Raw genomic sequence first — 25,795 nt, 5'->3', positions numbered from 1 at the left:
TCCTAGAAAGAAAGGGCCGGCAGGGCGGCGACGGGCACGGCGAGGCGGCGGGCCGGCCAGAGACGGACGGCGAGCGGGCCGGGGATGGTGACGGAGGGCAGCGGTGCGCAGCCGGCGGGGCCGAGCCAGCCGGCGATCTCGGCATCGTCGAAGCCGGGCCAGCGATGGGCGTGGCGGTCCAGCAGCTCCGCCCGGCCATGCGGGGCGAGGTCGAGGATCAGCAGCAGCCCGTCCGGGCGCAGGATGCGGGCGGCCTCGGCCAGCGCCGCCGCCGGATCCTCGGCGTAATGCAGGACCATCTGCATCGTCACCAGGTCGAAGCCGGCATCGGTGAGCGGCAGCCGATACATATCGGCCTGGCGCACGGCGCAATGGGCGCCGAGGCCGCGTTCGGCCAGCCGCGCCCGGGCCAGGGCCAGCATGTCGCGGCTGGCATCGACGCCGATGGCGAAGTCCGCCCGGGGCGCCAGCAGTTCCAGCAGCCGGCCGGTGCCGGTGCCGATATCGAGCACCCGGCCGAGCCGCGGCGGCAGGGCGGCCATCAGCGCCCCCTCGATCGCCTCGGCGGCCAGGCCAAGGGCGCGCATCTCGTCCCAATCGGCGCCATGCCGGCGGAAGGCGTCGGAGGCGGTCCGCGCCCGCTCGGCGGCGAGTCGCGCGGCGCCGCGCCGGTCGGCGGCGAGCAGCGCATCCTCCTCCGGCAGGCGGGCGAGGAGCTGGTGGACCAGGCCAGCCGAGGCGGGGACCTGGAAATAGACATTGGCGCCCTCGGGCAGGCGTTCCAGCAGCCCGGCCTCGACCAACAGCTTGAGGTGGCGGGAGAGGCGGGGCTGGGATTGGCCGAGCACGGCGCAGAGATCGGAGACGCAGAAGGCGCCGCGGGCGCAGAGCGCCAGCAGTCTGAGCCGGGTCGGCTCGGCGGCGGCGCGCAGCTGGGTCAGGAGCTCGTCCATGGGCTGGCTATCACATAAACATATCCTTATGTCTAGGTGGAACGCGGGAGAGTGACATGGCCTGGACGGTGGATGCGCGGATCCCGCTGCGGCTGGTGGCGGATGCGGCCGGGTTGTCGGCGGCGCTGGCGGCCGGGCCGCCAGCCGCGGTGCTGGCCGAGGCCCCTGCCCCCGCCAGCCCGGGCGGTGTGGCGCTGATGGTTTTCGAGGGGGCCGAGGCGCATCCGGCGGCCTGCACCTGCTGCGCCGGCCGGCCGGCAGCGGCGGTTGCGCTCGACCGGCTGTTCCAGGCGCGGGTGCGCGGGCAAAGCCCCTGGTTCGACCGGGTGGTGGCACTCGCGGGCAGCGATGCGGGCCGGGCGCAGGTGCAGGCGGCACTGGCCGGCGATGCGGTGACGGCGGCGCGGTTTCGGGCGGGTTGAGCGCTTCCCGTCCCCGGAGAGCGGGCCTAGGCTCGACCCAGCCTCAAGGAGCTGATGCCATGGCCGATGAAATCCCCATCCTCGACCTCGCCCCGCTGCTGGCCGGCGAGCCCGGCGCGCTCGACCGGCTGGGAGCCGAGCTCCGCCGGGCCTTCACCGAGGTCGGCTTCTACTTCATCCGCCATCACGGCGTGCCGCAGGCCCTGATCGATTCCGCTTTCGAAGCCGCGGCGCGTTTCCACGCCCAGCCGCTCGAGGCCAAGATGGCCATGTCCTTCAATCGCGACAATATCGGCTACCTGCCGATGCGGGGGAACACAACCCGCATGAATGCGGTGGACGGCATCAAGAAGCCCAATGGCAATGAGGCCGTCTTCTTCAAGCGTGAGCTGCCCGCCGACCACCCCGACCGGGTTTCCGGCCGGCGCTTCCGCGGCCCGAACCAATGGCCCTCTGACCTGCCCGGCTTCCGCGAAACCGCCCTCGCCTATGCCGGCGCGATGGAGTCGCTGGGTCGCCGGCTGGTGCCGATCTATGCCGCGGCGCTCGGCCTGCCGCATGACTGGTTCGACGACAAATTCCGCGAGCCGATGTTCACCTTGCGGATGACCCATTACCCGCAGCAGGCCCCGACGGCGGAGGCGGATGAATGGGGCCTCGCGCCGCATGCCGATACCTCCTTCATGACCATCCTGGCGCAGAACAAGGTGCCGGGCCTTTCCATCCGGCTGCCGGATGGACGCTGGATCGATGCGCCGGCCATCGAGGGCACTTTCCTCGTCAATGGCGGCATGATGCTGCGGCGCTGGACCAACCATCTGTTCCTGGCGACGCCGCACCGCGTCACCAACCGTTCCGGCCAGGAACGTTACGCCATCCCCTTCTTCATGGATTGCGACTACGAGGCGGTGATGGCGCCGGTCCCGACCTGCGTCACGCCGGACAACCCGCCGCGCTACCCGCCCTTCACCTATCTGGACTTCATGAACGAGTATTCCGGCGCCAATTACGGCGACCGCCCGTCGGCCGGAGTGGCCCTGCAAGGCGCCTGATCGCTTCCTTCCGTGGCGGCGAGGTGCTTTGCTCAGCGGCAACGAAACCGCACGGGAGGATCATTTCATGCACCGCCGGGCCCTGCTCGCCGCACCCATCCTGCTGCCCGCGCTCCTGCCCAGCGGGGCGGGGGCGCAAGGCTTCGCCGAACGGCCGGTGACCCTCGTCACCGGCTATGCGCCCGGCGGGTCCACCGATATCGCGGCGCGGCTGCTGGCGGACCGGCTGCCGGCGCATCTCGGCGCCGGGACGCGGGTGGTGGTGGAGAACCGGCCCGGCGCCTCGGGCGCCGTCGCCAGCGAATGGCTGCGCCGGCAGCCGGCCGATGGCTTCACCATCATGGTGGTCGAGACCGGCTCCCATGCCATCGCGCCGAATGCGATGATCGGCTGGAACCGCTACGACCCGGTCGCCGACTTCACCCATCTCGGCGTGATCGGCATCCCGCCCCTCATCCTCATCGTGAACAACGACTTCCCCGGCCGCACGGCGCAGGAGGTGGTGGCGGCGCTGCGGCGGGCGCCGCCGGACAGCCTGACCTATGCCACCTCGGGCGTCGGCGGCGTGCTGCACTTCGCCTCGGAGATTCTCGGCCAGCATCTCGGCACCCGCTTCGTGCATGTGCCCTATCGCAGCGGAGCGCAGATGCTGCAGGCGATCCATACCGGGGAAGCGCAATTCGGCATCGCCGCCCTCGCCTCGGCCAATGCCATGGTGAAGGAGGGGCTGGTGCGCGGCATCGCCGTCACCGGCCAGCGCCGCTTCCCGACCTATCCGGACACCCCGACCCTGGCCGAGAGCGGGGTGCCGAATTTCGACTTCGACACCTGGTTCGCCCTGGTCGGCCCGCCGGGGATGCCGGAACCGGTCGCCGGCGCCATCAACCGCGCCCTGGTCGCCGCCCTGGCCGAGGATCCCCTGCGGGACCGGCTGATGGCGGCGGGCCACGATGCCTTCCGCGGGCCGAACGGGCTGCCGGAGGCGCGGGCCTTCATGGTCTCGGAGGTGGCGAAATACCGGGAGGTTGTGGCCCGTACCGGCATTCGCCTGTCGCCCTGACGGGCCGGATGCTCGAAAATCCTGCGGTCGGCGGGTAGAATGGATGGATGTAATCGAGTTATGCTAGATTAACTGGCAAGCAAAACAACTATGGATTGTGTGGCGCGGCGCGCGCTAAAGAGGTTGTGACGATGCAGTGCCGGCCCCTTCTGCCAAGCCGCCGATGGCTCTGGCGTGCCCTCGGTCTCCTGGCCCTGTGCCTTGGACTTTTCTCCGCCTATGCGGCTGCCGCCGAGGACAGAATCCAGATCAAGATCGTTGGCGGCCTGGCCGGGGTGACGCAATACAACCGCTTCGAGGCGCCGTTCTGGACCGAGGAAGTGCCGAGGCTGACCGGTGGCCGGGTGCATGCGGAGATCGCGCCCTTCGACCGCAGCGGCATCCGTGGCCCAGAGACGCTGCCGCTGATGCGGCTCGGCGTGGTGCCCTTCGGCACGATCCTTCTCGCCCTCGCCGCCTCCGACGAACCGGAGCTGAATGCGATCGACCTGCCGGTGCTGAACCCGGATATCGCTACGCTGCGGCAGACCGTGCGGCTGCTGCGACCGCGGCTGGAAAACCTGATGCGCGACCGCTACGGGGTGAAGGTGCTGGCCATCTATGTCTATCCGGCGCAGGTGGTATTCTGCCGTCAGGCCTTCGCCAGCTTCAGCGATCTGCGCGGCCGGCGGGTGCGGGTCTCCTCAGTCAGCCAGAGCGAGTTGTTCGAGGCGCTCGGCGCCACCCCGGTGGTGACGCCCTTCGCCGAGATTCCGGCAGCGCTGCGCAACGGCGTGGTGGAATGCGCGGTCACCGGCAGCATGTCGGGCAATGCGCTCGGCCTGCCTACGGTCACCACCCATGTCTCCCGCCAGGCGATCAGCTGGGGCATGTCGGTCTTCGCCGCCAATAACAGCGCCTGGGCGGCGCTGCCGCCCGATATCCGGGCGGTGCTGCAGCAGGGGCTCGGCACATTGCAGGAATCGATCTGGCAGGCCTCGGCGGAGGAGACCGAAGAGGGCTTCGCCTGCAATGGCGGCCGGCCGGACTGCGTGAACGGCACCCGCGGCACTATGGTGGTGCTGGATGACACGGCGCGCGACCGCGCCCGGCGGGACCAGTTGCTGCGCGATGCGGTATTGCCCGGATGGGTGCGCCGCTGCGGCACCGAATGCGCCGAGGTCTGGAACGCGACGGTCGGCCCGGTCCGCGGCATCATGGCACGCCCGGATTAGCCCATGCAGCCTCGCCGTATCCGCATCGCCGTCGTCCTCGTCACCGCCGCCCTTCTCCTCGGAACGGCCGCTGCCACCAGTCTCCTGCTGACCCGGATGCACAATTCCGCCGAGCTGGCGGCGCGGCAGGCGGTCCAGCGCGTCACCCGCCTCGCCGAGAGCACGGTGAACCGGCATTTCCTGTCGGTGGACGGGATGCTGGCCGGGCTGCCGGCGGTGCTCGGCCAGCTGGTCCAGAACGGCCGGGTGGAGGCAAGTGCGGCCAACCGCATGCTGCGGGAGCTGAATTTCCAGAATTTCAGCTTCCGCGACCTGGTGCTGGTGCGGCCGGATGGGCGCCCCTGGGCGGCGGCGCTCGCCGCCTCCCGCAACCGGGCGCTGCCGCTCGAGCCCGGGGCACTGGAAGCGGCGGCCGGGCTTGGCGCCGCCCTGCTCAGCGGCCCGGTGCGCAACCCCCTCACGGGCGAATGGTCGCTGATGTTCCTCCGCGCCCTCGAATTGCCGGGGGTCGGGCCGCTGATCGCGGTGGCCGAGGTGCCGGTGCCGCTGATCGCCACCTTGCTGCAGCCGATCGGCGAAATCCCCGGCATGCGGATCTCGGTCGAGCGGGGCGACGGCCGGTTGCTGGCGGCGCTGCCGCATGACGAGGCGCGCATGGGCCAGACCCTGCACCGCGCCGCGACCACCCTGCCGACCGACGGCACCGCCCTGACCATGCCCGGCCGCTTCACCGAGGAGCCGGTGATGGTGGCAGCGCGGCCGATCCTCTACCGCGACATCTTCGTGGTGGGGAGCTACGCCGAATCCGCCGCCTTCGCCGACTGGAAGCAGGACCGGCAGCGGCTGCTGATGGTCGCGGGCGGGCTCGGCGTGCTGCTGCTCGCCCTCGCCGTCGCGCTGCATCATGCGCTGCGGCTGCGCGAGCGGACCGAGGAGGAGCGGGCGCGGGCGCGGGCCGTGCTCGAGGGCGCGATCGAGACCATGCCGGACGGCTTCGTCATGTTCGATGCCGAGGACCGGCTGGTGATCTGCAACCAGCGCTACCGTGAGCTCTATGCGGTCAGCGCGCCCTTCATCCGCCCCGGCATCGCCTTCGAGGACCTGATCCGCGAGGGCGCGCTGCGAGGCCAGTATCCGCAGGCCGGCGCCGATATCGAGCGCTTCGTGGCCGAGACCACGGCCTGGCATCGCGGCAACCATCCCAGCATGGAAAGGCTGCTGCCGGATGGCCGCTGGCTGATGGTCTCCGAACGGCAGACGCCGGATGGCGGCACCGTCGGCATCCGCACCGACATCACTCAGCTGAAGCAGGCGATGGCCGAGCTGGCCCAGGCGCGCGACCAGGCGGCGGCGGCGACCGCGGCCAAGTCGCGCTTCCTGGCGCAGATGAGCCATGAGCTGCGCACCCCGCTGAATGGCGTGCTCGGCCTGGCCCAAGCCCTGGCGCGGGATCCCGCCCTTTCGGGGGAGCAGCAGGCCCGGGCCCGGACACTGGAGGAGGCCGGGCGCCACCTAGTGACGGTCGCCAATGACGTCCTCGACCTCGCCAAGGTGGAGGCCGGGCGGCTGGAGCTGCGGCTGGCGCCGGTGCGGCTGGTCGGGCTGCTGGAAAGCGCGGCGACGCTGGTGCGCCCCGCCGCCGAGCAGAAGAGCGTGCGGCTCGGCGTGTTGCCGGACCCGAACCTGCCGCTGATGGTGCAGGCGGATGCCACAAGGCTGCGCCAGCTGCTGCTGAACCTGCTCTCGAATGCGGTGAAATTCACCCCACGCGGCGGCTCGGTGGAGCTGGCGGCGCGGGCGGGCCTGACCCGGCCGGACGGGCGCGTGCCGCTGCGGATCGAGGTGCGGGATACCGGCCCCGGCGTGCCGCCGGAGATGCGGCGGGCGGTGTTCAGCGATTTCGTCCAGCTCAAGCGGGACGACAAGGCGGGTGGCACCGGGCTCGGCCTCGCCATCGCCGCCGGCATCGCGGAGCAGATGGAAGGCAGCATCGGCTGCACCGACAATGCCGCCTCCCCCACCGGCAGCGGCGCCGTGTTCTGGGTCGAATTGCCGCTGGCGCCGGCTGCGCCGGAACAGCCCGAGGCGGCCGAGGTCGAGGCGGAGGAGACCGGCCGGGCGCTCCGCGTGCTGGTGGCGGATGACGTGCCGGCCAATCTGGCGGTGGCGCGGGCGCTGCTGGAATCCGGTGGGCATCGGGTCGAATGCGTCTCCGATGGCGCGCTGGCGCTGGAGGCGCTGTCGCGCACCGCGCCGGAGCGGCGCTTCGACGTGGTACTGATGGATGTGATGATGCCCGGCATGGATGGGCTGGAGGCGACGCGCCGCATCCGCACCCTGCCCGGCGAGGCCGGCCAGGTGCCGATCCTGGCGGTGACGGCCAGCGCCTTCGCCGAGGACATCGCCGCCTGCAGCAAGGCCGGGATGAATGCCCATCTCGCCAAGCCGATCGAGCGGGACGCGCTGATGGCCGCGCTCGAGCGGCTGACCGGCGGGGCGGCAGAGCCCGCCAGGCCCGCTGCGCCGGCCGCGCCGGAGGCCCCGCCGCTGCTGGCGCGGCGCAATGGCGCTCTCGCCATCCCCGGCCTCGACGAGGCCTCGGCGCGGCGGCTGGCGCCGGTCTTCCTGCAGGAGATCACCGAGCAGACCCGCCTGTTGCGCGCCCTGGGCCCGGATATGGTGACCGAGGCGGTGGCTGCGGCGCATCGCCTGGCCGGCTCGGCGGCAACGCTCGGCGCCGCACGGCTGGCGGCGGCGGCCCGGCAATTCGAGGCCGAGGCGCGCCGCCTGCCGGCGAACGAGGCGATGCCACGGCGCGAGGCGGTGCTGGTGGTGGCGGATGAAACGCTGGAGGCGCTCGCCACGGCACTCGGTCCGACGAGCGACGCGGTCGTCTGACGCTCCTGCCCGTTGGGAGTAGGGTGGCATGCGCATTGCTTTCCCGAACCGGCCCAACGGAGCGCCGCATGACAGATCTTCCCGGTGGGATGCCGCCCGCCTCGCGCGACCTCGCCGGCTATGGCCGCACGCCGCCCGATCCGCGCTGGCCGGGGGGCGCCCGTCTCGCCTTGTCCTTCGTCGTGAATGTCGAGGAAGGCGCAGAGCTCTCCATCGCCAGCGGCGATGAGCACAATGAGCGCGTCCCGGAGAGCCACCAGCTGGTCGAGGGACATCCCGATCCTTGCATGGAGACGCATTTCGCCTATGGCTCCCGCGTCGGGCTGTGGCGAATCCTGGATCTCTTCGACCGCTTCGGCGTGAAGGCGACCTTTTCCTGCTGCGGCCGTGCGGTCGCCGCGACGCCGGCCCTGGCCGCCGCCCCCGCCGCCGCGGGCCATGAAATCAGCGCCCATGGCTGGCGCTGGGAACCGCTCGCCGGCATGCCGGAGGCGCAGGAGCGTGCCGTCATCGCCGCGACCGTGAAGGTGCTGGCCGAGACGGCCGGCGCCCGGCCCGTCGGCTGGCACACCAAATCGGCGCCCTCGGTGAACACCCGAAGGCTGCTGATGGAGGAAGGCGGCTTCCTCTATGATTCAGACGCCTATGACGACGACCTGCCGCGGCTGGTGGAGGTCGAGGGGCGGCCGCATGTCATCCTGCCCTATAGCTTCGATACCAACGACATGCGCTTCGCCCCCGGCCAGGGCTTCGTCCAGGCACGGGACTTCTCCGACTACTGCATCGGCGCCTTCGACTGGCTGATGCGGGAAGCCGCGACCCAGCCGCGGATGATGTCGGTCGGGCTGCATCTGCGGACCATCGGCAAGCCCGGGCGCATCCGCGGGCTGGAGATGCTGCTGGAGCACGTCACCCGGCAGCCCGGCGTCTGGATCGCCCGGCGGATGGATATCGCGCGGCACTGGCGGGCACGGATGGGGCTGCCGGCATGACGCGGGACAACCCCGTGGCGCGGCGGCTGGAGCCGGCGGTGCGCCTGGTCGCCATCATCGGCGGCTGGTGGCTGCTCGGCCTCGCCTTCCTCACCTGCGTCGAGATCCTCTGCCGCAAATTGCTGAATGTCTCGCTCCAGGGCGTGGATGAGATCGGCGCCTATACGCTGGCCGTCTTCTCGACGCTCAGCTTTGCCTATGCGCTGCTGGTGAAGTCCCATACCCGGGTGGACTTCCTGCTGGCGCATCTGCCGGGGCCGCTGCGGGCCTTGCTGAATGCCACCGCCTATGTGCTGCTCGCCGCACTCGCCGTCTTCGCCGCCTGGCGCGGCTGGTGGGTGCTGGAGGAGAGCATCGAGTTCCAGAGCCATGCCAATTCGCCGCTCGGGACGCCGATGTGGCTGCCGCAGGGGCTATGGCTGGTCGGTCTGGTCGCCTTCGCCATCAGCGCGACGGCGCTGGCACTCCATGCCGCCTGGTTGATGCTGACCGACTGGCGGCGGGTGAACCGGCTCTATGGCCCGATGACCATCGAGGACGAGGTGGAGACCGAGGCCGGCGCCATCCTCGCCCGCGGCCCGGTCGAGGAGTTCAGGGCATGATCGGCGTCGGCGAGGCGGCGATCGGCTTCGGCATCCTGGTGGCGCTGCTCTTCCTCGGCCTGCATGTGGCGACCGCGATGTTCCTCACCGCGGTGCTGGGCGCCTCGATCTACCTATCCCCGGCGCTGGTGGATTCGCTCGGCACCCAGCTCTGGGCCTCGATGGAGGATTACGTCCTTCTCTCCATCCCACTCTATATCCTGCTCGGCGAGATCCTGGTGCGCAGCGGCAGCACGGACCGGCTCTACCGCAGTCTCGCCGACTGGCTGAACATCCTCCCCGGCGGGCTGCTGCACACCAATATCGCGGCCTCGGCCATCTTCTCCGCCGTCTCCGGCTCCTCGGTCGCCACGGCGGCGACGGTCGCGACGGTCGCGCTGCCGAGCTTCCGCACCCGCAAATACGATGAGAGGCTGGTGCTCGGCTCCATCGCCGCCGGCGCCTCGCTCGGCAACCTGATCCCGCCGGGCATCGCACTGATCGTCTATGGGGCGATGACCAATACCTCGGTCGGGCAGCTCTATGCCGCGGCGGTGGTGCCGGGGATCGTCATGACGGTGCTGTTCATGGCGACGATCATCCTCATGGGGCTGCTGAAGCCGGACTGGATCCGCCAGCAGGAGGCACAGGACCGCCTCGCGGTGCGGCTGCGGCGGCTGGTCGATATCCTGCCGCCGCTCGTCATCTTCGCCATCATCATGGGCAGCATCTATAGCGGCTGGGCCACGGTGACGGAGAGCGCGGCCCTGGCCTGCGTCGCCGCCCTGCCGATCGCCGCGCTCTATGGCCGGCTCAGCATCGCCATGCTGCATGACTGCTTCATCGCGACCGCGACCCTGACGGCGATGAGCCTGCTGATCCTGGCGGTGGCCTTCTACCTCAATTTCGTCCTCGGCCTGCTCGGCGTGACGCCGGCCCTCGGCGCCTTCGTGACCGGGATCGGCGCGACGCCGCTCGGCCTGATCCTGGCGCTGACGGTCTTCTACCTGCTGCTCGGCATCTTCTTCGAAACGCTGCCGATGCTGGTCGGCACCGTGCCCGTCGTCTTCCCGGTGATCATGGCGGCGGGGATCGATCCGGTCTGGTTCGGCGTCTTCATCGTGCTGATGTGCGAGATCTCCCTCATCAGCCCGCCGGTCGGCATGACGCTCTATGTCATCCAGGCGGTGCGGAAGGAGGGTACGATCGCCCAGGTCTTCGAGGGCACCATTCCCTTCTTCCTCGCCATGGTGGTGATGACCGCGCTGCTCATCGCCTTCCCGCAGATGGCCACCTGGCTGCCGAAGCTGACCTATGGCTGACCACAACACCCCGAAGGGAGCACCCATGTTCCGCCGCCTCGCCCTGGCCGCCGCGCTGCTCTGCGCCGCCCTCCCCACCCACGCGCAGCAGATCCCGCTGCGCGCCGTCGGCCATTTCTCGCAGAACACCAAGCAGATCGAGATCGAGCGGGCCTTCTACGGCCGGCTCCCGCAGGCGACGGGGATGAACCTCGCCGTCAGCTTCAACCCGATGGACCAGATCGGCGTCCAGGCCGCCGACGCGCTGCGCCACCTCCGCAGCGGCGCCTTCGACGTGATGGCGGTGCTGGTCGGCCAGGTCGCCCGCGACGAGCCCTTCTTCGACGGGCTCGACCTGATCGGCGTCTCGACCAATGTCGAGGATTTGCAGAAGGCGGTCGAGGCCGGGCGGGAGGCCTTCGACAAGCGACTGCAGGAACGCTTCAACGCCCGCGTCATGGCGCTCTGGCCCTTCGGCCCGCAATACTTCTTCTGCAACAGCCCGGTCCGCAGCGTGGCCGATCTCCGCGGCCTCAAGGTCCGCAGCTACACGCCGAGCATGACGGCGCTGGTGCAGCATTTCGGCGCCATCCCGGTCACGCTGCAATTCTCCGAGGTCTATCCCTCCCTCCAGCGCGGCCTCGTCACCTGCGGCATCACCTCCGCCGTCTCGGCCTATGCCGGCAACTGGGGCGAGGTGACGACGCATGTCCTGCCCCTGTCGGTCGCCGGCGGGATCCAGGGCCATTTCATGAGCAATGCCGCCTGGCGCCGCTTCACGCCGGAGCAGCAGGCGAAGCTGACCGCCGCCTTCCGGGAGCTGGAGACGGAGCTCTGGACCTTCGCCCGCGTCAGCGATGCTCAGTCCCTCGCCTGCCTTGCCGGCAAGCCGGACTGCACGGAGCGGAAATTCACCAACACCGTCAGCGCCGTCCCGCCCGAGGACGATGCCCGGGTGCGCGAGGCGGTCAGCAGCGTGGTGCTGCCCACCTTCCGCGACAGCTGCAACCGCGTCTGGGCTGATTGCGCCGCCGTGTGGAACAGGACGGTGGGCGCCGCACGCGGGTATACCATTCCCTGACGCCAGAATTCACGGGAGGCCGTCCGATGCCCGATTTCGACCTCGTCATCCGCCATGGCACGGTTGCCACGGCGAGCGACGTCTTCGCCGCCGATATCGGCATCATTGGCGGCCAGGTGGCGGCCCTTGGCCGCAGCCTCGGCCCCGGCGCGCGGGAGATCGATGCCACCGGCAAGCTGGTCCTGCCCGGCGGCATCGACAGCCATGTCCATATCGAGGAACCCCGCCCCGGCCCGACCGTGAATGCCGACAGCTTCGCCAGCGGCACCGCCTCGGCGGCGGTCGGCGGCACCACCACCGTCATCGGCTTCGCCCGCCAGACCCGCGGCGGCTCCATGGCGGCCGGCGTCGCCGAGCACCGGGCCCGCGCCGAGCAGAGCCGGATCGACTACAGCTTCCACATGATCCTGACCGACCCGCGGCCGGAGATACTGACCGAGGAACTGCCGGCGCTGGTCGAGCAGGGTTATCGCAGCTTCAAGATCTTCCTGACCTATTCCGGCGCCCGCATCACCGATGGCGAGGCGCTGCGGGTGATGGCCGCCGCCCGTCGCCTCGGCGCCCTGGTCTGCATCCATGCCGAGCATCACGAGCTCATCGAGTTCTACACCGAGGCGCTGGTCGCCGCCGGCTATACCCGCCCCCACCATCATGCCTGGGCCAAGCCGATGGTGGTGGAGGCCGAATGCGTCCACCGCGTCTGGCGGATGGCCGAGGCGCTCGACGTGCCGATCCAGGTCTTCCATGTCAGCGGGGGCGAGAGCGCCGAGGAGATCGAGCGGGCGCAGCGCCGCGGCCTCAAGGTCTGGGGCGAGACCTGCACCCAGTATCTCGTTACCAGCGCCGAGGATCTCGACCGCCCCGGCCTCGAAGGTGCCAAATTCCTCTGCAGCCCGGCCCCGCGCTCGAAGCCCGACCAGGCCGCACTCTGGGAGATGATCCGCCGCGGCGTCATCGGCAATGTCACCTCCGATCATGCGCCGACGCGCTTCGGCGGGCCGGACGGCAAGACCGTCTTCGGCGAGGATGCGCCCTTCACCAAGCTGCCGAACGGCGTGCCGGGCCTCGCGGCGCGGATGCCGATCCTGTTCAGCGAGGGCGTGGCGAAGGGCCGGATCGACCTGCCGACCTTCGTCGCCATCACCGCGACCAATGCGGCGAAGCTCTTTGGCCTGCATCCGAAGAAGGGGACGATCGCGGTCGGCGCCGATGCCGACCTCGCCATCTGGGACCCGCAGCGCCGGGTCACCATCACCCAGTCGCTGATCCAGGACGCCAACGACCACACGCCCTATGAGGGCTTCGAGGTCACCGGCTGGCCGGAGACGACCCTGGTCCGCGGCACGCCGGTGGTGGAGGGCGGGCGCGTCGTCGGCGCGCCGGGCTTCGGGCAGTTCCTGCCGCGTGGGCCCTATGACCTGATCCGGCCGCGCGGCGTGTTTCCGGGGCCGTTCAATCCGGTGGATGGGGTGCCTGTTTGAGGAGGGCGCTGCGGGGTCCCCATCGCGCTGTGCGCGATGGGGTGCCCCTGCCCTCCTCAAGCTCCTCCCGCCAAGGGCCAAAGGGCCCTTGGAACCCTTGGGTCAGCGTCCCTTGAATTGCGGCGGGCGCCGTTCCCGGAAGGCGGCGACGCCTTCCTGGAAATCCTCGGAATTGCGGATGCCGTTCAGCCGCTGGCCCTGCAGCGCCCATTGCTCGGAGGGTCCGCGCGGCAGGATGTCGTCCAGCACCATCCGCTTGATGGCGCCGGTGACCATCGGCGCGAAGCCCGCCATCTCCTTCCCCCATTCAATCGCCTTGGCGAGCGCGCCGCCATCCGGCACCACCTCATTCACCAGCCCGACGCGCTCCGACTTCGCCGCATCGAAGGTGCGGCAGAGCAGCGTCAGCTCCATCGCAAACTTATGCGGAATGCGCGAGGGCAGCGCGGCGATCATCCCGCCCGTCAGCCCGAGCTTCGCCTCCGGATAGTAGAATTTCGCCGAAGTCCCGCAGACAGCAAGGTCGGCCATCATGGCCAGCACCAGCGCGCCGCCGATGCACCAGCCTTCCACGGCACAGATCAGCGGCTTGTCGGTCTGCCAGCCGACATTGGGCACGGCCCGCCAGAGCTCCGGCGGCTCCCCCACATCGGCGCCGAAGGAGAAGGCCTTGCTGCCCATCCCGGTCAGCACCGCGACGCGCTGGTCCGAGGCGGCGAAGTCCAGCATCGCCGCCTGGATTTCCTCGGCCATCAATTTGGTGATGGCATTGCCCTTGTCGGGCCGGTTGAGCGCGACGATGCGGACGGGCCCCTCGTCCCAGACCTTGATGTGTTCCTGGCTCATTCAACCCTTGCTCCCGTGCGGCGTACCGCCTCCGCGAAAATAGCCCGGTCCTTGACGATGCGGCTGGCGAAGGTCTCACCCGCTTGGAGATGCGGTCGCAGCCCGACCGGCGCCATGGCCCGCGCCACCTCCGGCAGGACCAGCACCCGCTCCAGCGCCGCGACGAGCCGCGCCACCAGCTCGGGCGGCATCCCGGCCGGCCCGGCCAGGCCGAAGAAGGCAAGGCCACCCTCGCCATAGAGGCCGAGCTCGCGCAGCGTCGGCAGCTCCGGCAGTTCCGGGCTGCGCGACTCGCCGGTGGTGGCGAGGCCGATCAGGCGGCCATCCTTCACCGCCGGGATGGCGACGGGATCGAATTGCAATTCCACATCCCCGGCCAGCACTGCCGTGAGGGCCGGGGCAGAGCCGCGGTACGGGACATGCTCCAGCCTGATGCCGGCGGCATGCGCGAAAATCTCGCCGGTCATCTGGGTGATGGTGCCGTTGCCGGCGGAGCTGAAGCGGAGCTTGCCAGGATTGGCCTTGGCATAGGCGACCAGCGCTTGGATGTCCCGCACCGGCACGGAGGGGTGCATCGCCACCGCCCCGTCCGAGGCGGCGAGCATGGCGATCGGGGTGAAGTCCCGCGCCGGGTCATAGGGCAGGCGCATCATATGCGGGCTGATGGTCAGCACCGCGGTCGGCCAGACCAGCAGCGTCAGCCCGTCCGGCTTGGCCTGGGCCACCATGGCGGCGCCGATCGAGCCCCCTGCCCCGCCGCGATTCTCGATCACGACCGGCTGGCCCAGAATCTCCGACAGCGGCTGCTGGATCGGCCGGGCGACATTGTCGGAACTGCCGCCGGGCGGATAGGGCACGATAAGGGTGATGGTCCTGCCACTCTGCGCCCATGTGGGTGGGGCGAGAGCCAGGGCCGGGGCGGCCAGCAGCAGGCGGCGGCCGACCGGCCGCGGGACGTTTCGATGGGCCATTCTCGGCTCCGTTCTCCTCCACGGGCAGCTTGGCATGGGGCGACGCCTTGCGGTAGCGGCCCTTTCCCCCGATCTTCGCGGGCAGAATGATGAAATTGGCATCCTCCGGGGCGGACCAGCCCCAATCCCTCGCCCCGCGCGGGAAACTCCATGGCAGCGTGCTGGATGTCGTCGGCGGCACCCCGCTGGTGCTGCTGCCGCGGCTGAAGGCGGCGGATGGGCTGGCTGCCGACCTCGCGCTCAAGCTGGAATTCTTCAACCCGCTCGGCTCGGTGAAGGACCGCATCGGCCTCGCCATGGTGGAGGCGGCGGAGCGCGAGGGGCTGATCGCCCCGGGCCGTTCCACCCTGGTGGAGCCGACCTCGGGCAATACTGGCATCGCGCTGGCCTTCGTCGCCGCGGCCAAGGGCTACCGGCTGATCGTCGTCATGCCGGATGGCGCCAGCATCGAGCGGCGCAAGATGATGCGGCTGATGGGCGCCGAGCTGGAGCTGACGCCGGCGCGGCGCGGCATGGCCGGCGCCATCGCCCGGGCCGAGGCGATCCTCGCCGCCACGCCCGATGCCTGGATGCCGCGGCAATTCGACAACCCGGCCAATCCCGATATCCACGAGGCCACCACGGCGGAGGAGATCTGGGCCGATACCGAGGGCCGGGTGGATGTGGTCATCGGCGGGCTCGGCACCGGCGGCACCCTGACCGGTATCGCCCGGGCCCTGAAGCCCCGCAAGCCCGGCCTCCGCGTCATCGGGGTGGAGCCGGCCGAGAGCGCGGTGCTCTCGGGCGACGAGCCGGGGCCGCATGGCATCCAGGGCATCGGCGCCGGCTTCAAGCCGGCGGTGCTGGAGCTGGAGCGGCTGGACGGGGTGATGCGGGTCGGCGAGCGGGAGGCGATCGCCGCCGCCCGCCGCTGCGCCCAGTTGGAGGGACTGCCGGTCGGCATTTCCTCCGGCGCGATGCTCCATGCGGCGCTGCAGGTGGCGCGGGAGCCGGGGCTGCGCGGGGGCCTGATCGTGGGCATCGCCCCCTCCTTCGCCGAGCGCTACCTGTCCACGGAGCTCTTCGCCGGGCTATAATCCCCTCGCTGGGCGGATCATTCCGCCAAACCACGAGGAGCGATCGCCATGCCGCATGACGGCCACCATAGCCATGATGTCCCGCCGGACGACGGCTGGAAGCACACGGGCGTCCGGGTGATCCCGGGCGACCAGCTCGACACCAACACCGCGCAGACGCCGGGCATGAACCGCGCCGCGGCGATCAATGCCGCCCGGGTCGGGGCGCAGAAGATCTGGGCCGGGACGGTCCATATCCACCCCAATGCCAAGACCGGCGCCCACCACCACGGTGCGCTGGAAAGCGTGATCTACATCGTCAGCGGCCGCGCCCGCATGCGCTGGGGCGAGCGGCTGGAATTCGTCGCCGAGGCGGGGCCGGGCGACTTCATCTTCGTGCCGCCCTATGTGCCGCACCAGGAGATCAATGCCAGCACCGACGAGACGCTGCGCTGCGTCCTGGTGCGTTCCGACAATGAGGCGGTGGTGGTCAATCTCGATATCGAGCCGGTCGAGAAGCCGGAGGAGGTCCTCTGGATCGACCCGATCCACAAGAATGGCGGCGTTTAGCGGCTAATCCCCGCCCCGCAGCGCGGCGAGGATGGCATTCACCATCGGCTTCATGTGGAAATTCTCCTCCGGCATGACCGCCACCTGCCCGCCTGCCGCGCGCACTGCCTCCGCCACCACGGGACCCACCGCGGCGATGCGGGTGCGGGACAGCGCCTCGGCCAGCATCGCCTGTCGGCCGCCGGCCTCGGCCAGGCTCACCAGCCGCCGCACCTGCGGCGTGCTGGTGAAGACCACCAGATCGACCCGTCCCGCCGCCATCTCCTCCAGCGTCGCCAGAACCCGGTCATCCTCGGCGCGGCTGGCATAGGCATAGGGCAGCACCGGATCGGCCTCCGCACCACCGGCCGCGATCGCCTCCAGCAACGGGGCATTCGGGTTGTCCGGATAGAGCTGCACCGCCACCCGCCTTCCGCGGAGGTCGAGCCCCGCGAGGGCGGCGATGATGCCGGGCGTCGTCGCCGGCTCCGGCGCCAGATCGGGGCCGAGGCCGATGCTGCGCAGCCGCTGGCTCGGCTTCGGGCCGCGGCAGATGCGCCGCACACCGGCCAGCGCGGCGCGGAATTCGCCGGCGATCCCGGCCCGTTCGGCGACGCCGAGCAGCCGGTTCAGCCCCTCCCCGGTCAGCAGGATCAGGTCGTCCGGCGGCGTGGCGATGAAGCGGCGCAGCCAAGCCTCGATCGGCGCCGGGTCGGGCGCGTCGATGATGGCGACCAGGGGGCAGCGGATCGCCTCCGCCCCCTGGCGTTCCAGCATGCGGGCCAGCACCTCCAGCTCCCGCGTCTCGGGCACCACGACGCGGAGGCCGGTGAGGCCGGGGGGGGATGTCTCGCTCATGCCGCCTGCTCCATGGCCGGGGGTGACACCCGCCGCTGCATCGTCCGCTCGCCCTGGCGGAAGACAACGAATTCGCCGGGCTGCATCACCGTCCAGGCCTCGTCCCGGGTCAAGGGCCGGGTTGCCACCACGGTCACCACGTCATGCGGCGTGGTCTCCTTGGCGAAATCGGCGCTCAGATCCTCGTCGATCAGGGTCGCGGGGCCGAAGGGCGCGCGCCGCGTCAGCCAGGCCAGGCGCTTGCCGCAGAAGCAGTAGAGCCAGCGCCCGTCGCTCAGCAGCATGTTGAACACGCCCTGGGCGGCGAGGCGCCCGGACAGCGCCTCGATCGCGGCCGAGAGCCGGTGGCCGGGCGGGACGGTGGTGAATTCCTCGCGCAGCCGGTCGAGCATCCAGCAAAAGGCGTGCTCGCTGTCGGTGGTGCCGACCGGGTGGTAGTGCCGCAGCGGCCAGCGCTTCACGCCGGCAAGCTGCCCGTTATGGCAGAAGGTCCAGAGCCGCCCCCAGAGCTCCCGCTGGAAGGGGTGGGTATTCTCCAGCGCCACCCGTCCCCGATTCGCCCGGCGGATATGGCAGAGCACGGTATGGCTCTTGATCGGGTGGGTGCGGACGAACCGCGCCACCTCGGAACTGGCCGAGGGGTGGGGGTCGTGGAAGGCCCGGGCGCCCTTGCCTTCGTAGAAGGCGATGCCCCAGCCATCCGCATGCGGCCCGGTCTTGCCGCCCCGCTGCATCAACCCGGCGAAGCTGAAGCAGATATCGGTCGGGACATTGGCGCTCATGCCGAGAAGTTCGCACATGGCGCCAGTCTAGACCCGGCCGCAGCCGCTGGGCAGGGATGCGCCCTGCCCGGACCGTTCCGCTCCCCCTCAGCCGATGGCGGCCAGCATCCGCGCCAGCTCGGCCGGCGCCGTCACCATCGCGTCATGGCCGGTGGCGATCTCCAGCCAGTTCCAGCCCTGCTGCCGCTTCACCCATTGCCGGGACGCCTCCAGCGCGGCGTAGGAGGGGTTGGTGCAATGGATATAGGTCCGTGGCTTGCCGTTGCCGAAGGGGTGTTCCAGTCGCAGCGCGCTTTCATAGGTGCCGACCGGGTGCGGGGTCAGGCGCCGGCGGACCCAGGCGGCCTGCGGGTGGCCCTCCGGGATGCCGAAGGCCGCGGGCGGCGGCGCCGGGATGAAGGTGCCGTTGCCCTGTTCCGCCACCAGCTTGCGCCGTGCCGCGACCACATCTGGCGGCAGGTTGCCGAAGGGGCTCTGTCCGCCTTCCAGGATCAGGCTGTCGAGATAGACCAGGTGGCGGATGCGCTCCGGCATGCGGTCGGCGGCGCCGGTGATGGCGATGCCGCCGAAGCTGTGGCCGACCAGGATGATGTCGGTCAGCTCCTCCGCCTCGATCTCGTTCACCAGGTCGGCGACGAAGGTGTCGAGGGTGATGTCGCGGGACATCAGGTGCTTCCGCGCGCCGAGCCCGGTCTGGGTCGGGCAATGCACGCGATGGCCGCCCGCCCGCAGAGCCGCCTCCACATCGCGCCAGCACCAGCCGCCATGCCAGGCGCCATGCAGCAGCACATAGGTCTTGCCGGCGCCTTGGGCGGCGGCGGGCAGCGCCGCGGCGGCCGGCAGGGCGGCGGTGGCGGCGAGCATGGCGCGGCGTTGCATCGGGCGGTCCTCCGGGTGCTGGCGCGGGTCTCGGCCGTGCCTTGGCCGGAAGCCTAGGCATCGGCCGATCCGTCCGGCAACCGTGACGAGGGCCCCCTATCCGCCGCCCTGCCCCATGCTGCTAGGCTCGGCGGATGCGGAGACGCCTCCTCCTCGCTGCGCTGGCCGCGCCCGCCCTTGCCCGGGCGGCGGCGGCGCTGCGCGTCGGGTCGAAGAATTTCACCGAGCAGTTGGTGGTCGCCGAGCTCTTCGCCCAGGCGCTGGAGGCGGCGGGGGCGCGGGTGGAGCGGCGGGTCAATCTCGGCGGCACCGCCATCGCGCATCAGGCGCTGCTGGCCGGGGAGATCGACCTCTATCCCGAATATACCGGCACCGGCCTCGGCGTGGTGCTCAAGGAGCCGCCGGAGGGCGATGCGGCCACGGTGCTGGCCAAGGTCCGCGCCGGCTATGCGCCGCTCGGCCTCGACTGGCTGGACCCGACGGGGATCGACAACGGCAATGCCCTGCTGGTCCTGCCGGAGACGGCGCGGCGGCTCGGCCTCTCGACCCTGTCGGACCTCGCCCGCGCGGCGCCGGGGCTGGTGCTGGCGGCCGGCAATGAATTCGCCGACCGGGCGGATGGGCTGCCCGGCCTGCGCCGGGTCTATGGCATGGAATTCCGCCGCTTCCGGCAATTCGCCGCGCTCGGCCTGCGCTATGCGGCGCTCCGGCATGGCCAGGCGGATGTGGTGAATGCCTATGCGACGGATTGGCAGATCGCCACTTATGGCTTCGCGGTCCTGGCCGATGACCGGCATCTCTGGCCGCCCTATCAGCTCGCGGCCGTGGTGCGGCATGGGGTGCTAGGCGACCTCGCCCCGGCCTTGCTCGCCCTCGGCCCGCGGCTCGACAATCCCACCATGCAGGAGCTGAACCGGCAGGTGGACCAGGATGGGGAGGAGCCGCGCGAGGTCGCCGCGCGCTTCCTCCGCGGCGCCGGCTGATGCGCTGGACGGTGCGGAACCTCGATACGGTCTGGGCGGCGCTGCTGGCGCATTGCGGGCTGGTCGCCGCCTCGCTGGCCCTGGCCCTGGTGGTGGCGCTGCCGCTCGGCCTGCTGGTCGCGCGCAGGCCGGGGGCACGGACGGCGGTGCTCGGCAGCGCCTCGGTGCTTTACTCGCTGCCGACCCTGGCGCTCTTTGCCCTGCTGGTGCCGGTGCTCGGCCTCGGCTTCGCCCCGGCGCTGCTGGCCCTCGTCACCTATGCGGTGCCGATCCTGCTGCGGGCGCTGGTCGCCGGGCTCGGCGCCGTGCCACCGGCCGTGCTCGATGCGGCGGAAGGGATGGGGCTGACGCGGCGCCAGCGGCTGTTCCAGGTGGAGCTGCCGCTGGCCCTGCCAGCCCTGCTGGGCGGGCTGCGCGTCGCCTCGGTTACCATCGTCTCGGCGGCGACGGTCGCGGCCTATATCAGCGCCGGCGGGCTCGGCAGCCTGATCCTCACCGGGCTCGACCAGGGCCATACCGAGAAGATCCTCGTCGGCGCCGGGCTCGTCGCGCTGCTCGCCCTGCTGCTCGATGCGGCGCTCGGCGCGGTGCAGCGCCGCCTGCCGGCGAGCGGCTGATGGAGTGGCTCAGCGCCCATCCCGGCCTCTTCCTCGAGGCGGTCGGTGACCACCTGCTGCTGTCGCTGACCGGCTTGGCCATCGGCGTCGCGCTCGCCCTGCCGCTCGGCATCCTCGTCGCGCATCGGCCGCGCCTGGCCGAGGCGGCGATCATCCTGGCCGGCGTGCTCCGGACCGTGCCGAGCCTCGCGGTGCTGGCCGCGCTGCTGCCGCTGCTCGGCGTCGGCTTCACGCCCTCGGTCATCGCCCTTGCCCTGCTGGCCCTGCCGCCGGTGCTGGTGAACACCGTCATCGGCATCCAGGGCGCCGACCGGGCGGCGCTGGATGCGGCGCGCGGCCTCGGCATGACCGGCTGGCAGCGGGCATTCCGGGTGGAGCTGCCGCTGGCGGCGCCGCTGATCTTCGCCGGGCTGCGCGTGGCGGCGGTGCAGGTGGTCTCGGCCGCGGCGCTCGCCACCTTCATCGGCGGCGGGGGGTTGGGCGACCTCGTCACCCAGGGGCTCGCCCTGCTGGATACCGGGCGGATGCTGGTGGGCGCCATCGCCATCGCCCTGCTCGCCCTCGGGACGGAGGCCCTGCTCGGCATGCTGGAACGCCACCTGGCCGCGCGGGTGCGCGGCGCATGATCGCCATCGAGGACCTTTCCAAGCGCTGGCCCGGCGCCGACCGTGCCGCGGTGGAGGGCGTCAGCCTCACCGTGCCGGAGGGGACGAGCTGCGCCCTGATCGGCCCCAGCGGCTCCGGCAAGACCACGGTGCTGCGCATGGTGAACCGGCTGGTCGAGCCGAGCAGCGGTGCCATCCGCATCGGCGGCGAGGATGCGCTGCGGATGGATGCGGTCACGCTGCGCCGGCGCATTGGCTATGTGATCCAGGAGGTCGGGCTCTTCCCGCATTGGAGCGTCGCCGACAATGTCGCCACCGTTCCCCGCCTGCTGCGCTGGGATGCGGCGCGGGTGACGCGGCGGGTGGAGGAGGTGCTGGCGCTAGTCGGGCTCGACCCCGCCCGCTTCGCCACGCGCCGGCCGCACCAGCTTTCGGGCGGGGAGAGGCAGCGGATCGGCGTCGCGCGCGCCCTGGCCGGTGATCCGCCGGTGCTGCTGATGGACGAGCCCTTCGGCGCCGTCGATCCCGTCCAGCGCGGCAAGCTGCAGGAGGAGGTGTTGCGGCTGCTGCGGCAGTTGCGGAAGACCGTGCTGCTCGTGACGCATGACGTGGCCGAGGCGGTGCGGCTCGGCGATGCGGTGGCGCTGCTGCGCGACGGGCGGCTGGTGCAGCACGCCCCGGCGGCCGAGGTCCTGGCGCGGCCGGCGGATGGCTTCGCCGCCGAATTCCTCGGTGCCGACCGGGTACTGCTGCGGCTCTCGCTCTTCCCGCTGGAGGCCGTGCCGGCGCGGCCGGAACCGGCGCCGGGCCCGCCCCTGCCGGAAGGGGCGACGCTGCGCGATGCGCTGGCGGCGCTGCTCGATACCGGCCGCAGCGCGGCGCCGCTGCCGGGCGGCGGGTCGCTGGCGCTGGCGGACCTGCTGGCCTTTGCCGGGACGCCTAACCCGCCCGCAGGGTAAACCCGAAGCGCTGCCAGGTGCCGGCGGCATCGGGCCCGGCGAGGAAGGCGAGCAGCGCGCGGGCCTGCGGATGCGGCGGCTGCCGCACGGTCAGCGCGAAGGGATAGGTGATCGGCACATGGCTCTCGGCCGGGAAGGTGCCGACCAGCTTCACGCCGCGGCTGGCCACCGCATCGGTCGCATAGACGATGCCGAGCGGTGCCTCGCCCCGCTCGACCAGCAGCAGGGCGGAGCGGACATTGTCGGCCCGTGCCAAGCGCGGCGCCAGGGCGCCCCATTGCCCCATCCAGTCCAGCGCCGCCTGGGCATAGCGCCCGGCCGGCACATGCGCCGGGTCGCCGGTGGCAATCCGCCCGCCCGGCCCGAGCAGCGCGGCAAGGTCGGTCCCCCGCCCGAGGGCGACCGGGCCTTGCCGGGCATCCGCCGGCGCCACCAGCACCAGCGCATTGCCGAGCGGGCTCACCCGCGTCTCCGGCAGGATCAGCCGGCGCTCGGCCAGGTAGTCCATCCAGGGCTCGTCCGCGCTCAGGAAGAGGTCGGCCGGCGCCCCCTGCTCGATCTGCCGGGCCAGCGCCGAGGAGGCGGCAAAGGACAGGCGGAGCGGCGCACCCTCCGCGGAGGCGGCGCGCCAGGCCGGCTCCAGTGCCCGCAGCGCATCCTGGAGCGAGGCGGCGGCGAAGACGGTCAGCGGCGGCTGGCCCTGCGCCCGGGCCAGACCAGGCATGGCGAGCAGTGTGGCGAGGAGCGGGCGGCGGCGCATCGACGTCTCCGGGGCTGAGGCCGGGCGACGTTATAGCCGGTCGTTTATAGCGGCAACCGCCCCGCCTGGCGCTGCGCTGCCGCCTCCACCGCCCGGTAGCGGGCGATCAGCGCCCGCCCCGCTTCGGTCAGCGCCGCGCCGCCGCCGCGCTGGCCGCCCGGCGCGCGGGTGACGGCCGGGGTGCCAAGCGCCGCATCCAGCGCCTCCACCAGCCCCCAGGCCCGCGGATAGGACATCCCCAGCGCCCGCGCCGCCGCGGCGATGGAGCCGGCCTCGGCGATCGCCTCCAGCAGCGCGATCTTGCCTGGCCCCACCCGCCCGCCGCCGGGCAGGTCCAGCCGGATGCTGACGCGGAGCGGCAGGGTCTGGGGCTCGTCCATGCCGCATTGAAGCGCGCCCCGCCCACCCTGTCAGCCGGCGCGGCGGGGGTGTACGATCCGCCCGACATCCATGGGAGAGAAACGATGGCCTTGGAGACCGACGGTTTCGCCATTCCGGAGCTGGCCGAGGAGCACCGCATGGTGCGCGACCTGGTGGCGCGCTTCGTCGAGCGGGACCTGATGCCGCTGGAGCCGGCGGTGCTGAAGCGCGAGTCGGAAGGCGGCCGCTACGGGCTGACGCCGGAGGAGGAGGCGCCGTTGCTCGCCCGCGCGAAGGAGCTCGGCCTCTACGGCCTCGACGTGCCGGAGGAGTTCGGCGGCGCCGACCTGCCGGTCTCGGCGCTGATGGCGATCGAGGAGGAGATGGGCCGCACCGTCACCCCCTTCATCTTCCCGCCCGACAGTCCGAACCTGCACATGCTGCTGGCGGTCGCCAATGCGGAGCAGCGGACCAAATATCTCGATCCTTATGCGCGGGGCGAGATGCGCTCCTCCATCGCCATCTCCGAGCCCGGCGCGGGCGGCGACCCGGCCGGGATGACCACCCGCGCGGTGAAGGATGGCGACCATTGGGTCATCAACGGCCGAAAGATCTGGGTCAGCGGCGTGCCGCGGGCCGATTTCATCATCCTCATGGCCCGCACCGGCGAGGGCAAGCGGCAGGAGGGCGTGACCGCCTTCATCGTCGAGCGCGGCACGCCCGGCTTCGTCATCGAGCGCGAGATCCCGATGATCGGCGGCCGCCGCACCTATGAGCTGGTCTTCGAGGATTGCCGCGTCCACGAGCGGCAGATCCTGGGCCAGCTCGGCGCCGGCTACGCGCCGATGCAGCTCCGCCTCAATGTCCGCCGCCTGCAGATGGGCGCCCGCTGCACCGGCATGGCCCGCCGCGCCCTCGAGATGCTCTGCGAGCAGGCGAAGAACCGCACGACCTTCGGCGTGCGGCTGGCCGACCGGCAGGCGATCCAATGGTGGATCGCCGAGGCGGCGACGAAGATCCACATCACCCGGCTGATGGTGCGCGACGCCGCGGCGAAGATGTCGGCCGGGCAGGATGTCCGCACCGAGGCCTCCATGCTGAAGGTCCATGCGACCGAGATGGCGCAGGAGGTGCTGGACAATGCCATGCAGACCTTCGGCGCCATGGGCATGACCAAGGAGCTGCCGCTGCAATTGATGGCGGCCCAGGTCCGGGTGCAGCGCATCTATGAGGGGCCGAGCGAGGTCCATCGGATGGCCATCGCCCGGCGTTTTCTGAAGGAACGCGGCTAGCCCTTTCGCACCAGCGCGCACTCCCCCTCGGCGAGCGGGCGATAGGCCTGCTCGCCGGGGATGGTCTGCACCACCTCCAGCAGGTCCCATTCGCCGCGCGAGTCCTCCGGCCGCTTGGCGCGCATGAGATACATGTCGCGGATGACGCGTCCGTCCTCGCGGATGCGGCCATCCCGGGTCATGAAGTCGTTGATCGGCATCTCGGCCATCTTCGCCCGCACCGGCTCCGCCGCATCGGTGCCGGCGGCCTGCACCGCCTTCAGGTAATGGGTGACGGCACCCCACATGCTGGCCTGGAACATGGTCGGCGGCCGGCCATGCAGGCGCTGGAAGCGCTGGGCGAAGGCGCGCGTCGGATCGGTCTGGTCCCAGTAATAGGCCTCGGTGAAGATCAGGCCCTGCGCCGTCTGCAACCCGATCGCCTTCACATTGGTCAGCAGGCAGAGCATCGCCGCCGGCTGGATGCCGCGCTTCATGAGCCCGAATTCGCCCATCTGCTTCACGACATTGATCAGGTCGTTACCCGCCACCGCGAGCCCCACCACCTGCGCGCCCGATTGCGCCGCGCGCAGGATATAGGAGGAGTAGTCGGTCTCCCCCAGCGGCGCCCGGACGGTGCCGGTCACCTCCCCGCCCAGCTTGCGCAGGATGTCGGTGGCGTTCTGCTCCAGCGAATGGCCGAAGGCATAGTCGGAGGTAATGAAGAACCAACGCCGCCGGTTCTCGCCCATCATCGCATTCACCGTGGCGCGGGCGAGCGCGTAGTTGTCATAGGTCCAGGCGACGCCGAGCGGCGAGCAGGCCTTGCCGGTGAGGTCGGTGGTGCCGGCGGCGACCGTGACGTTCAGCCGCCCCTTCTCCCGCGTCATCTGCTGCACCGCCAGCGCGACGGCGGAATTGCCCAGCCCGAAGATCGCATCCACCCGTTCCTGGTCGTACCAGCGGCGGGCGATCTGGGTGCCGATATCGGGCCGGTTCTGCAGGTCGCCGAAGACCAGCTCGACCGGGGTGCCGAGGACCTTGCCGCCGAAATCCTCGATCGCCATGCGGGCCGAGACGACATCGCCCATGCCCTGCTGGTCGGCGAAGGTGCCCGACATGTCGTCGAGCACGCCGATCCTCACCACCCCGTCCGAGGCCTGGGCCAGCGCCCGGCTCGCCGGCCAGACGGCCGCGGCGGCGAGGCCGCCGGCCGCGGCGCCCAGCAGGTGCCGGCGGCTCGCGGCAGGTTGCTTGGTCATTCT

The 25,795-nt window shown here is 71.2% G+C and carries 26 protein-coding genes; 17 read left to right on the top strand and 9 right to left on the bottom strand.

Annotated elements, in window-relative coordinates; genetic code table 11:
• Nucleotides 1-2: 2 nt before the first annotated feature.
• Nucleotides 3-953 (bottom strand): ArsR/SmtB family transcription factor, encoded by a 951-nt coding sequence (locus JMJ55_RS00485; protein WP_202823527.1) that lies wholly within the window; start codon nt 951-953, stop codon nt 3-5.
• Nucleotides 954-1,009: 56 nt separating this feature from the next.
• Here JMJ55_RS00485 and JMJ55_RS00480 point away from each other — a divergent pair, with 56 nt between their 5' ends.
• From JMJ55_RS00480 to hydA, 10 genes are all read left to right on the top strand, one after another.
• Nucleotides 1,010-1,375 carry a hypothetical protein gene (locus tag JMJ55_RS00480; RefSeq protein ID WP_202823526.1) on the top strand — a complete coding sequence of 122 codons (366 nt, stop codon included), beginning with the start codon at nt 1,010-1,012 and terminating at the stop codon, nt 1,373-1,375.
• Between the two features lie 59 nt (nt 1,376-1,434).
• A complete protein-coding gene (locus tag JMJ55_RS00475) occupies nt 1,435-2,427 on the top strand; it encodes an isopenicillin N synthase family dioxygenase (RefSeq protein ID WP_202823525.1) in 993 nt (330 codons plus the stop codon).
• Between the two features lie 67 nt (nt 2,428-2,494).
• Nucleotides 2,495-3,487: a Bug family tripartite tricarboxylate transporter substrate binding protein gene (locus JMJ55_RS00470; RefSeq protein WP_202823524.1), complete on the top strand. Its 993-nt coding sequence runs from the start codon at nt 2,495-2,497 to the stop codon at nt 3,485-3,487.
• A gap of 131 nt (nt 3,488-3,618) precedes the next feature.
• Nucleotides 3,619-4,701: a TRAP transporter substrate-binding protein gene (locus JMJ55_RS00465; protein ID WP_202823523.1), complete on the top strand. Its 1,083-nt coding sequence runs from the start codon at nt 3,619-3,621 to the stop codon at nt 4,699-4,701.
• A gap of 3 nt (nt 4,702-4,704) precedes the next feature.
• Complete coding sequence (locus tag JMJ55_RS00460) at nt 4,705-7,599, top strand: hybrid sensor histidine kinase/response regulator (RefSeq protein WP_202823522.1); 2,895 nt, start codon at nt 4,705-4,707, stop codon at nt 7,597-7,599.
• A gap of 68 nt (nt 7,600-7,667) precedes the next feature.
• Entirely contained in the window at nt 7,668-8,591 is a 924-nt protein-coding gene (locus tag JMJ55_RS00455; protein WP_202823521.1) for a polysaccharide deacetylase family protein, read from the top strand.
• The gene (locus tag JMJ55_RS00450; protein ID WP_202823520.1) at nt 8,588-9,193 is read left to right on the top strand and encodes a TRAP transporter small permease subunit; all 606 of its coding nucleotides are present in this window, start codon (nt 8,588-8,590) and stop codon (nt 9,191-9,193) included. The genes JMJ55_RS00455 and JMJ55_RS00450 overlap by 4 nt, the downstream gene beginning before the upstream one ends.
• The gene (locus tag JMJ55_RS00445; RefSeq protein ID WP_202823519.1) at nt 9,190-10,494 is read left to right on the top strand and encodes a TRAP transporter large permease; all 1,305 of its coding nucleotides are present in this window, start codon (nt 9,190-9,192) and stop codon (nt 10,492-10,494) included. The genes JMJ55_RS00450 and JMJ55_RS00445 overlap by 4 nt, the downstream gene beginning before the upstream one ends.
• Before the next feature lie 25 nt (nt 10,495-10,519).
• Nucleotides 10,520-11,554, top strand: coding sequence for a TRAP transporter substrate-binding protein (locus tag JMJ55_RS00440; protein WP_202823518.1), 1,035 nt, complete (start codon nt 10,520-10,522; stop codon nt 11,552-11,554).
• Nucleotides 11,555-11,580: 26 nt separating this feature from the next.
• The gene (gene hydA, locus JMJ55_RS00435; protein WP_202823517.1) at nt 11,581-13,035 is read left to right on the top strand and encodes a dihydropyrimidinase; all 1,455 of its coding nucleotides are present in this window, start codon (nt 11,581-11,583) and stop codon (nt 13,033-13,035) included.
• A 102-nt stretch (nt 13,036-13,137) separates the two neighbouring features.
• Here hydA and JMJ55_RS00430 read toward each other — a convergent pair whose 3' ends face one another.
• Together JMJ55_RS00430 and JMJ55_RS00425 are read right to left on the bottom strand one after the other, a co-directional pair.
• Nucleotides 13,138-13,881 (bottom strand): enoyl-CoA hydratase/isomerase family protein, encoded by a 744-nt coding sequence (locus JMJ55_RS00430; protein WP_202823516.1) that lies wholly within the window; start codon nt 13,879-13,881, stop codon nt 13,138-13,140.
• A complete protein-coding gene (locus JMJ55_RS00425) occupies nt 13,878-14,852 on the bottom strand; it encodes a tripartite tricarboxylate transporter substrate binding protein (protein WP_202823515.1) in 975 nt (324 codons plus the stop codon). Before JMJ55_RS00425 ends, JMJ55_RS00430 begins: the two co-directional genes overlap by 4 nt.
• Nucleotides 14,853-14,947: 95 nt before the next feature.
• On the opposite strand from JMJ55_RS00425, the gene cysK reads away from it, so the two are divergent.
• Entirely contained in the window at nt 14,948-15,928 is a 981-nt protein-coding gene (gene cysK / locus JMJ55_RS00420; RefSeq protein ID WP_328702548.1) for a cysteine synthase A, read from the top strand.
• Nucleotides 15,929-15,976: 48 nt separating this feature from the next.
• On the top strand, nt 15,977-16,477 hold the full coding sequence (locus JMJ55_RS00415; protein WP_202823514.1) for a cupin domain-containing protein: 501 nt from the start codon (nt 15,977-15,979) through the stop codon (nt 16,475-16,477).
• Nucleotides 16,478-16,480: 3 nt separating this feature from the next.
• Here the strand turns inward: JMJ55_RS00415 and JMJ55_RS00410 are convergent, their stop codons facing one another.
• From JMJ55_RS00410 to JMJ55_RS00400, 3 genes are all read right to left on the bottom strand, one after another.
• Nucleotides 16,481-17,314 (bottom strand): uroporphyrinogen-III synthase, encoded by an 834-nt coding sequence (locus tag JMJ55_RS00410; protein ID WP_202823513.1) that lies wholly within the window; start codon nt 17,312-17,314, stop codon nt 16,481-16,483.
• A complete protein-coding gene (locus JMJ55_RS00405; RefSeq protein ID WP_202823512.1) occupies nt 17,311-18,114 on the bottom strand; it encodes a class II glutamine amidotransferase in 804 nt (267 codons plus the stop codon). Before JMJ55_RS00405 ends, JMJ55_RS00410 begins: the two co-directional genes overlap by 4 nt.
• Nucleotides 18,115-18,183: 69 nt before the next feature.
• Entirely contained in the window at nt 18,184-18,975 is a 792-nt protein-coding gene (locus JMJ55_RS00400; protein ID WP_202823511.1) for an alpha/beta fold hydrolase, read from the bottom strand.
• A 134-nt stretch (nt 18,976-19,109) separates the two neighbouring features.
• Here JMJ55_RS00400 and JMJ55_RS00395 point away from each other — a divergent pair, with 134 nt between their 5' ends.
• From JMJ55_RS00395 to JMJ55_RS00380, 4 genes are read left to right on the top strand one after another with little or no spacing between them, the layout of a single operon-like run.
• Nucleotides 19,110-19,958 carry a glycine betaine ABC transporter substrate-binding protein gene (locus tag JMJ55_RS00395; RefSeq protein WP_202823510.1) on the top strand — a complete coding sequence of 283 codons (849 nt, stop codon included), beginning with the start codon at nt 19,110-19,112 and terminating at the stop codon, nt 19,956-19,958.
• Nucleotides 19,958-20,575 (top strand): ABC transporter permease, encoded by a 618-nt coding sequence (locus tag JMJ55_RS00390; RefSeq protein ID WP_202823509.1) that lies wholly within the window; start codon nt 19,958-19,960, stop codon nt 20,573-20,575. The genes JMJ55_RS00395 and JMJ55_RS00390 overlap by 1 nt, the downstream gene beginning before the upstream one ends.
• Complete coding sequence (locus tag JMJ55_RS00385; RefSeq protein ID WP_202823508.1) at nt 20,575-21,201, top strand: ABC transporter permease; 627 nt, start codon at nt 20,575-20,577, stop codon at nt 21,199-21,201. The genes JMJ55_RS00390 and JMJ55_RS00385 overlap by 1 nt, the downstream gene beginning before the upstream one ends.
• Nucleotides 21,198-22,139 carry an ABC transporter ATP-binding protein gene (locus tag JMJ55_RS00380; protein WP_202823507.1) on the top strand — a complete coding sequence of 314 codons (942 nt, stop codon included), beginning with the start codon at nt 21,198-21,200 and terminating at the stop codon, nt 22,137-22,139. Before JMJ55_RS00385 ends, JMJ55_RS00380 begins: the two co-directional genes overlap by 4 nt.
• Here JMJ55_RS00380 and modA read toward each other — a convergent pair.
• Together modA and JMJ55_RS00370 are read right to left on the bottom strand one after the other, a co-directional pair.
• Nucleotides 22,120-22,899: a molybdate ABC transporter substrate-binding protein gene (modA, locus tag JMJ55_RS00375; protein WP_202823506.1), complete on the bottom strand. Its 780-nt coding sequence runs from the start codon at nt 22,897-22,899 to the stop codon at nt 22,120-22,122. The two genes, JMJ55_RS00380 and modA, sit on opposite strands and share 20 nt — an antisense overlap.
• Before the next feature lie 44 nt (nt 22,900-22,943).
• Complete coding sequence (locus JMJ55_RS00370) at nt 22,944-23,279, bottom strand: winged helix-turn-helix domain-containing protein (protein ID WP_202823505.1); 336 nt, start codon at nt 23,277-23,279, stop codon at nt 22,944-22,946.
• An 84-nt stretch (nt 23,280-23,363) separates the two neighbouring features.
• Here JMJ55_RS00370 and JMJ55_RS00365 point away from each other — a divergent pair, with 84 nt between their 5' ends.
• Nucleotides 23,364-24,551, top strand: coding sequence for an acyl-CoA dehydrogenase family protein (locus JMJ55_RS00365; RefSeq protein WP_202823504.1), 1,188 nt, complete (start codon nt 23,364-23,366; stop codon nt 24,549-24,551).
• On the opposite strand, the gene JMJ55_RS00360 is transcribed toward JMJ55_RS00365, so the two are convergent.
• Nucleotides 24,548-25,792 (bottom strand): ABC transporter substrate-binding protein, encoded by a 1,245-nt coding sequence (locus tag JMJ55_RS00360; protein WP_202823503.1) that lies wholly within the window; start codon nt 25,790-25,792, stop codon nt 24,548-24,550. The genes JMJ55_RS00365 and JMJ55_RS00360 overlap by 4 nt on opposite strands.
• Nucleotides 25,793-25,795 lie beyond the last annotated feature (3 nt).

Source organism: Belnapia mucosa (genome assembly GCF_016775475.1).
In the GTDB taxonomy this organism is placed as follows: Bacteria; Pseudomonadota; Alphaproteobacteria; order Acetobacterales; family Acetobacteraceae; genus Belnapia; species Belnapia mucosa.
This window is presented reverse-complemented; position numbering and strand designations above follow the sequence as displayed.

What these genes read in the sequence shown, in the direction of transcription:
- JMJ55_RS00465 (WP_202823523.1), top strand. Translation starts at nt 3,619, where the DNA reads ATGCAGTGCCGGCCCCTTCTGCCAAGCCGCCGATGGCTCTGGCGTGCC.
- JMJ55_RS00360 (WP_202823503.1), bottom strand. Translation starts at nt 25,792, where the DNA reads ATGACCAAGCAACCTGCCGCGAGCCGCCGGCACCTGCTGGGCGCCGCG.
- JMJ55_RS00395 (WP_202823510.1), top strand. Translation starts at nt 19,110, where the DNA reads ATGCGGAGACGCCTCCTCCTCGCTGCGCTGGCCGCGCCCGCCCTTGCC.
- JMJ55_RS00475 (WP_202823525.1), top strand. Translation starts at nt 1,435, where the DNA reads ATGGCCGATGAAATCCCCATCCTCGACCTCGCCCCGCTGCTGGCCGGC.
- JMJ55_RS00415 (WP_202823514.1), top strand. Translation starts at nt 15,977, where the DNA reads ATGCCGCATGACGGCCACCATAGCCATGATGTCCCGCCGGACGACGGC.
- JMJ55_RS00400 (WP_202823511.1), bottom strand. Translation starts at nt 18,975, where the DNA reads ATGCAACGCCGCGCCATGCTCGCCGCCACCGCCGCCCTGCCGGCCGCC.
- modA (WP_202823506.1), bottom strand. Translation starts at nt 22,899, where the DNA reads ATGCGCCGCCGCCCGCTCCTCGCCACACTGCTCGCCATGCCTGGTCTG.
- JMJ55_RS00410 (WP_202823513.1), bottom strand. Translation starts at nt 17,314, where the DNA reads ATGAGCGAGACATCCCCCCCCGGCCTCACCGGCCTCCGCGTCGTGGTG.
- JMJ55_RS00405 (WP_202823512.1), bottom strand. Translation starts at nt 18,114, where the DNA reads ATGTGCGAACTTCTCGGCATGAGCGCCAATGTCCCGACCGATATCTGC.
- JMJ55_RS00365 (WP_202823504.1), top strand. Translation starts at nt 23,364, where the DNA reads ATGGCCTTGGAGACCGACGGTTTCGCCATTCCGGAGCTGGCCGAGGAG.
- JMJ55_RS00470 (WP_202823524.1), top strand. Translation starts at nt 2,495, where the DNA reads ATGCACCGCCGGGCCCTGCTCGCCGCACCCATCCTGCTGCCCGCGCTC.
- JMJ55_RS00485 (WP_202823527.1), bottom strand. Translation starts at nt 953, where the DNA reads ATGGACGAGCTCCTGACCCAGCTGCGCGCCGCCGCCGAGCCGACCCGG.
- JMJ55_RS00390 (WP_202823509.1), top strand. Translation starts at nt 19,958, where the DNA reads ATGCGCTGGACGGTGCGGAACCTCGATACGGTCTGGGCGGCGCTGCTG.
- hydA (WP_202823517.1), top strand. Translation starts at nt 11,581, where the DNA reads ATGCCCGATTTCGACCTCGTCATCCGCCATGGCACGGTTGCCACGGCG.
- JMJ55_RS00370 (WP_202823505.1), bottom strand. Translation starts at nt 23,279, where the DNA reads ATGGACGAGCCCCAGACCCTGCCGCTCCGCGTCAGCATCCGGCTGGAC.
- JMJ55_RS00460 (WP_202823522.1), top strand. Translation starts at nt 4,705, where the DNA reads ATGCAGCCTCGCCGTATCCGCATCGCCGTCGTCCTCGTCACCGCCGCC.
- JMJ55_RS00440 (WP_202823518.1), top strand. Translation starts at nt 10,520, where the DNA reads ATGTTCCGCCGCCTCGCCCTGGCCGCCGCGCTGCTCTGCGCCGCCCTC.
- JMJ55_RS00480 (WP_202823526.1), top strand. Translation starts at nt 1,010, where the DNA reads ATGGCCTGGACGGTGGATGCGCGGATCCCGCTGCGGCTGGTGGCGGAT.
- JMJ55_RS00425 (WP_202823515.1), bottom strand. Translation starts at nt 14,852, where the DNA reads ATGGCCCATCGAAACGTCCCGCGGCCGGTCGGCCGCCGCCTGCTGCTG.
- JMJ55_RS00380 (WP_202823507.1), top strand. Translation starts at nt 21,198, where the DNA reads ATGATCGCCATCGAGGACCTTTCCAAGCGCTGGCCCGGCGCCGACCGT.
- JMJ55_RS00385 (WP_202823508.1), top strand. Translation starts at nt 20,575, where the DNA reads ATGGAGTGGCTCAGCGCCCATCCCGGCCTCTTCCTCGAGGCGGTCGGT.
- JMJ55_RS00450 (WP_202823520.1), top strand. Translation starts at nt 8,588, where the DNA reads ATGACGCGGGACAACCCCGTGGCGCGGCGGCTGGAGCCGGCGGTGCGC.
- JMJ55_RS00445 (WP_202823519.1), top strand. Translation starts at nt 9,190, where the DNA reads ATGATCGGCGTCGGCGAGGCGGCGATCGGCTTCGGCATCCTGGTGGCG.
- JMJ55_RS00455 (WP_202823521.1), top strand. Translation starts at nt 7,668, where the DNA reads ATGACAGATCTTCCCGGTGGGATGCCGCCCGCCTCGCGCGACCTCGCC.
- JMJ55_RS00430 (WP_202823516.1), bottom strand. Translation starts at nt 13,881, where the DNA reads ATGAGCCAGGAACACATCAAGGTCTGGGACGAGGGGCCCGTCCGCATC.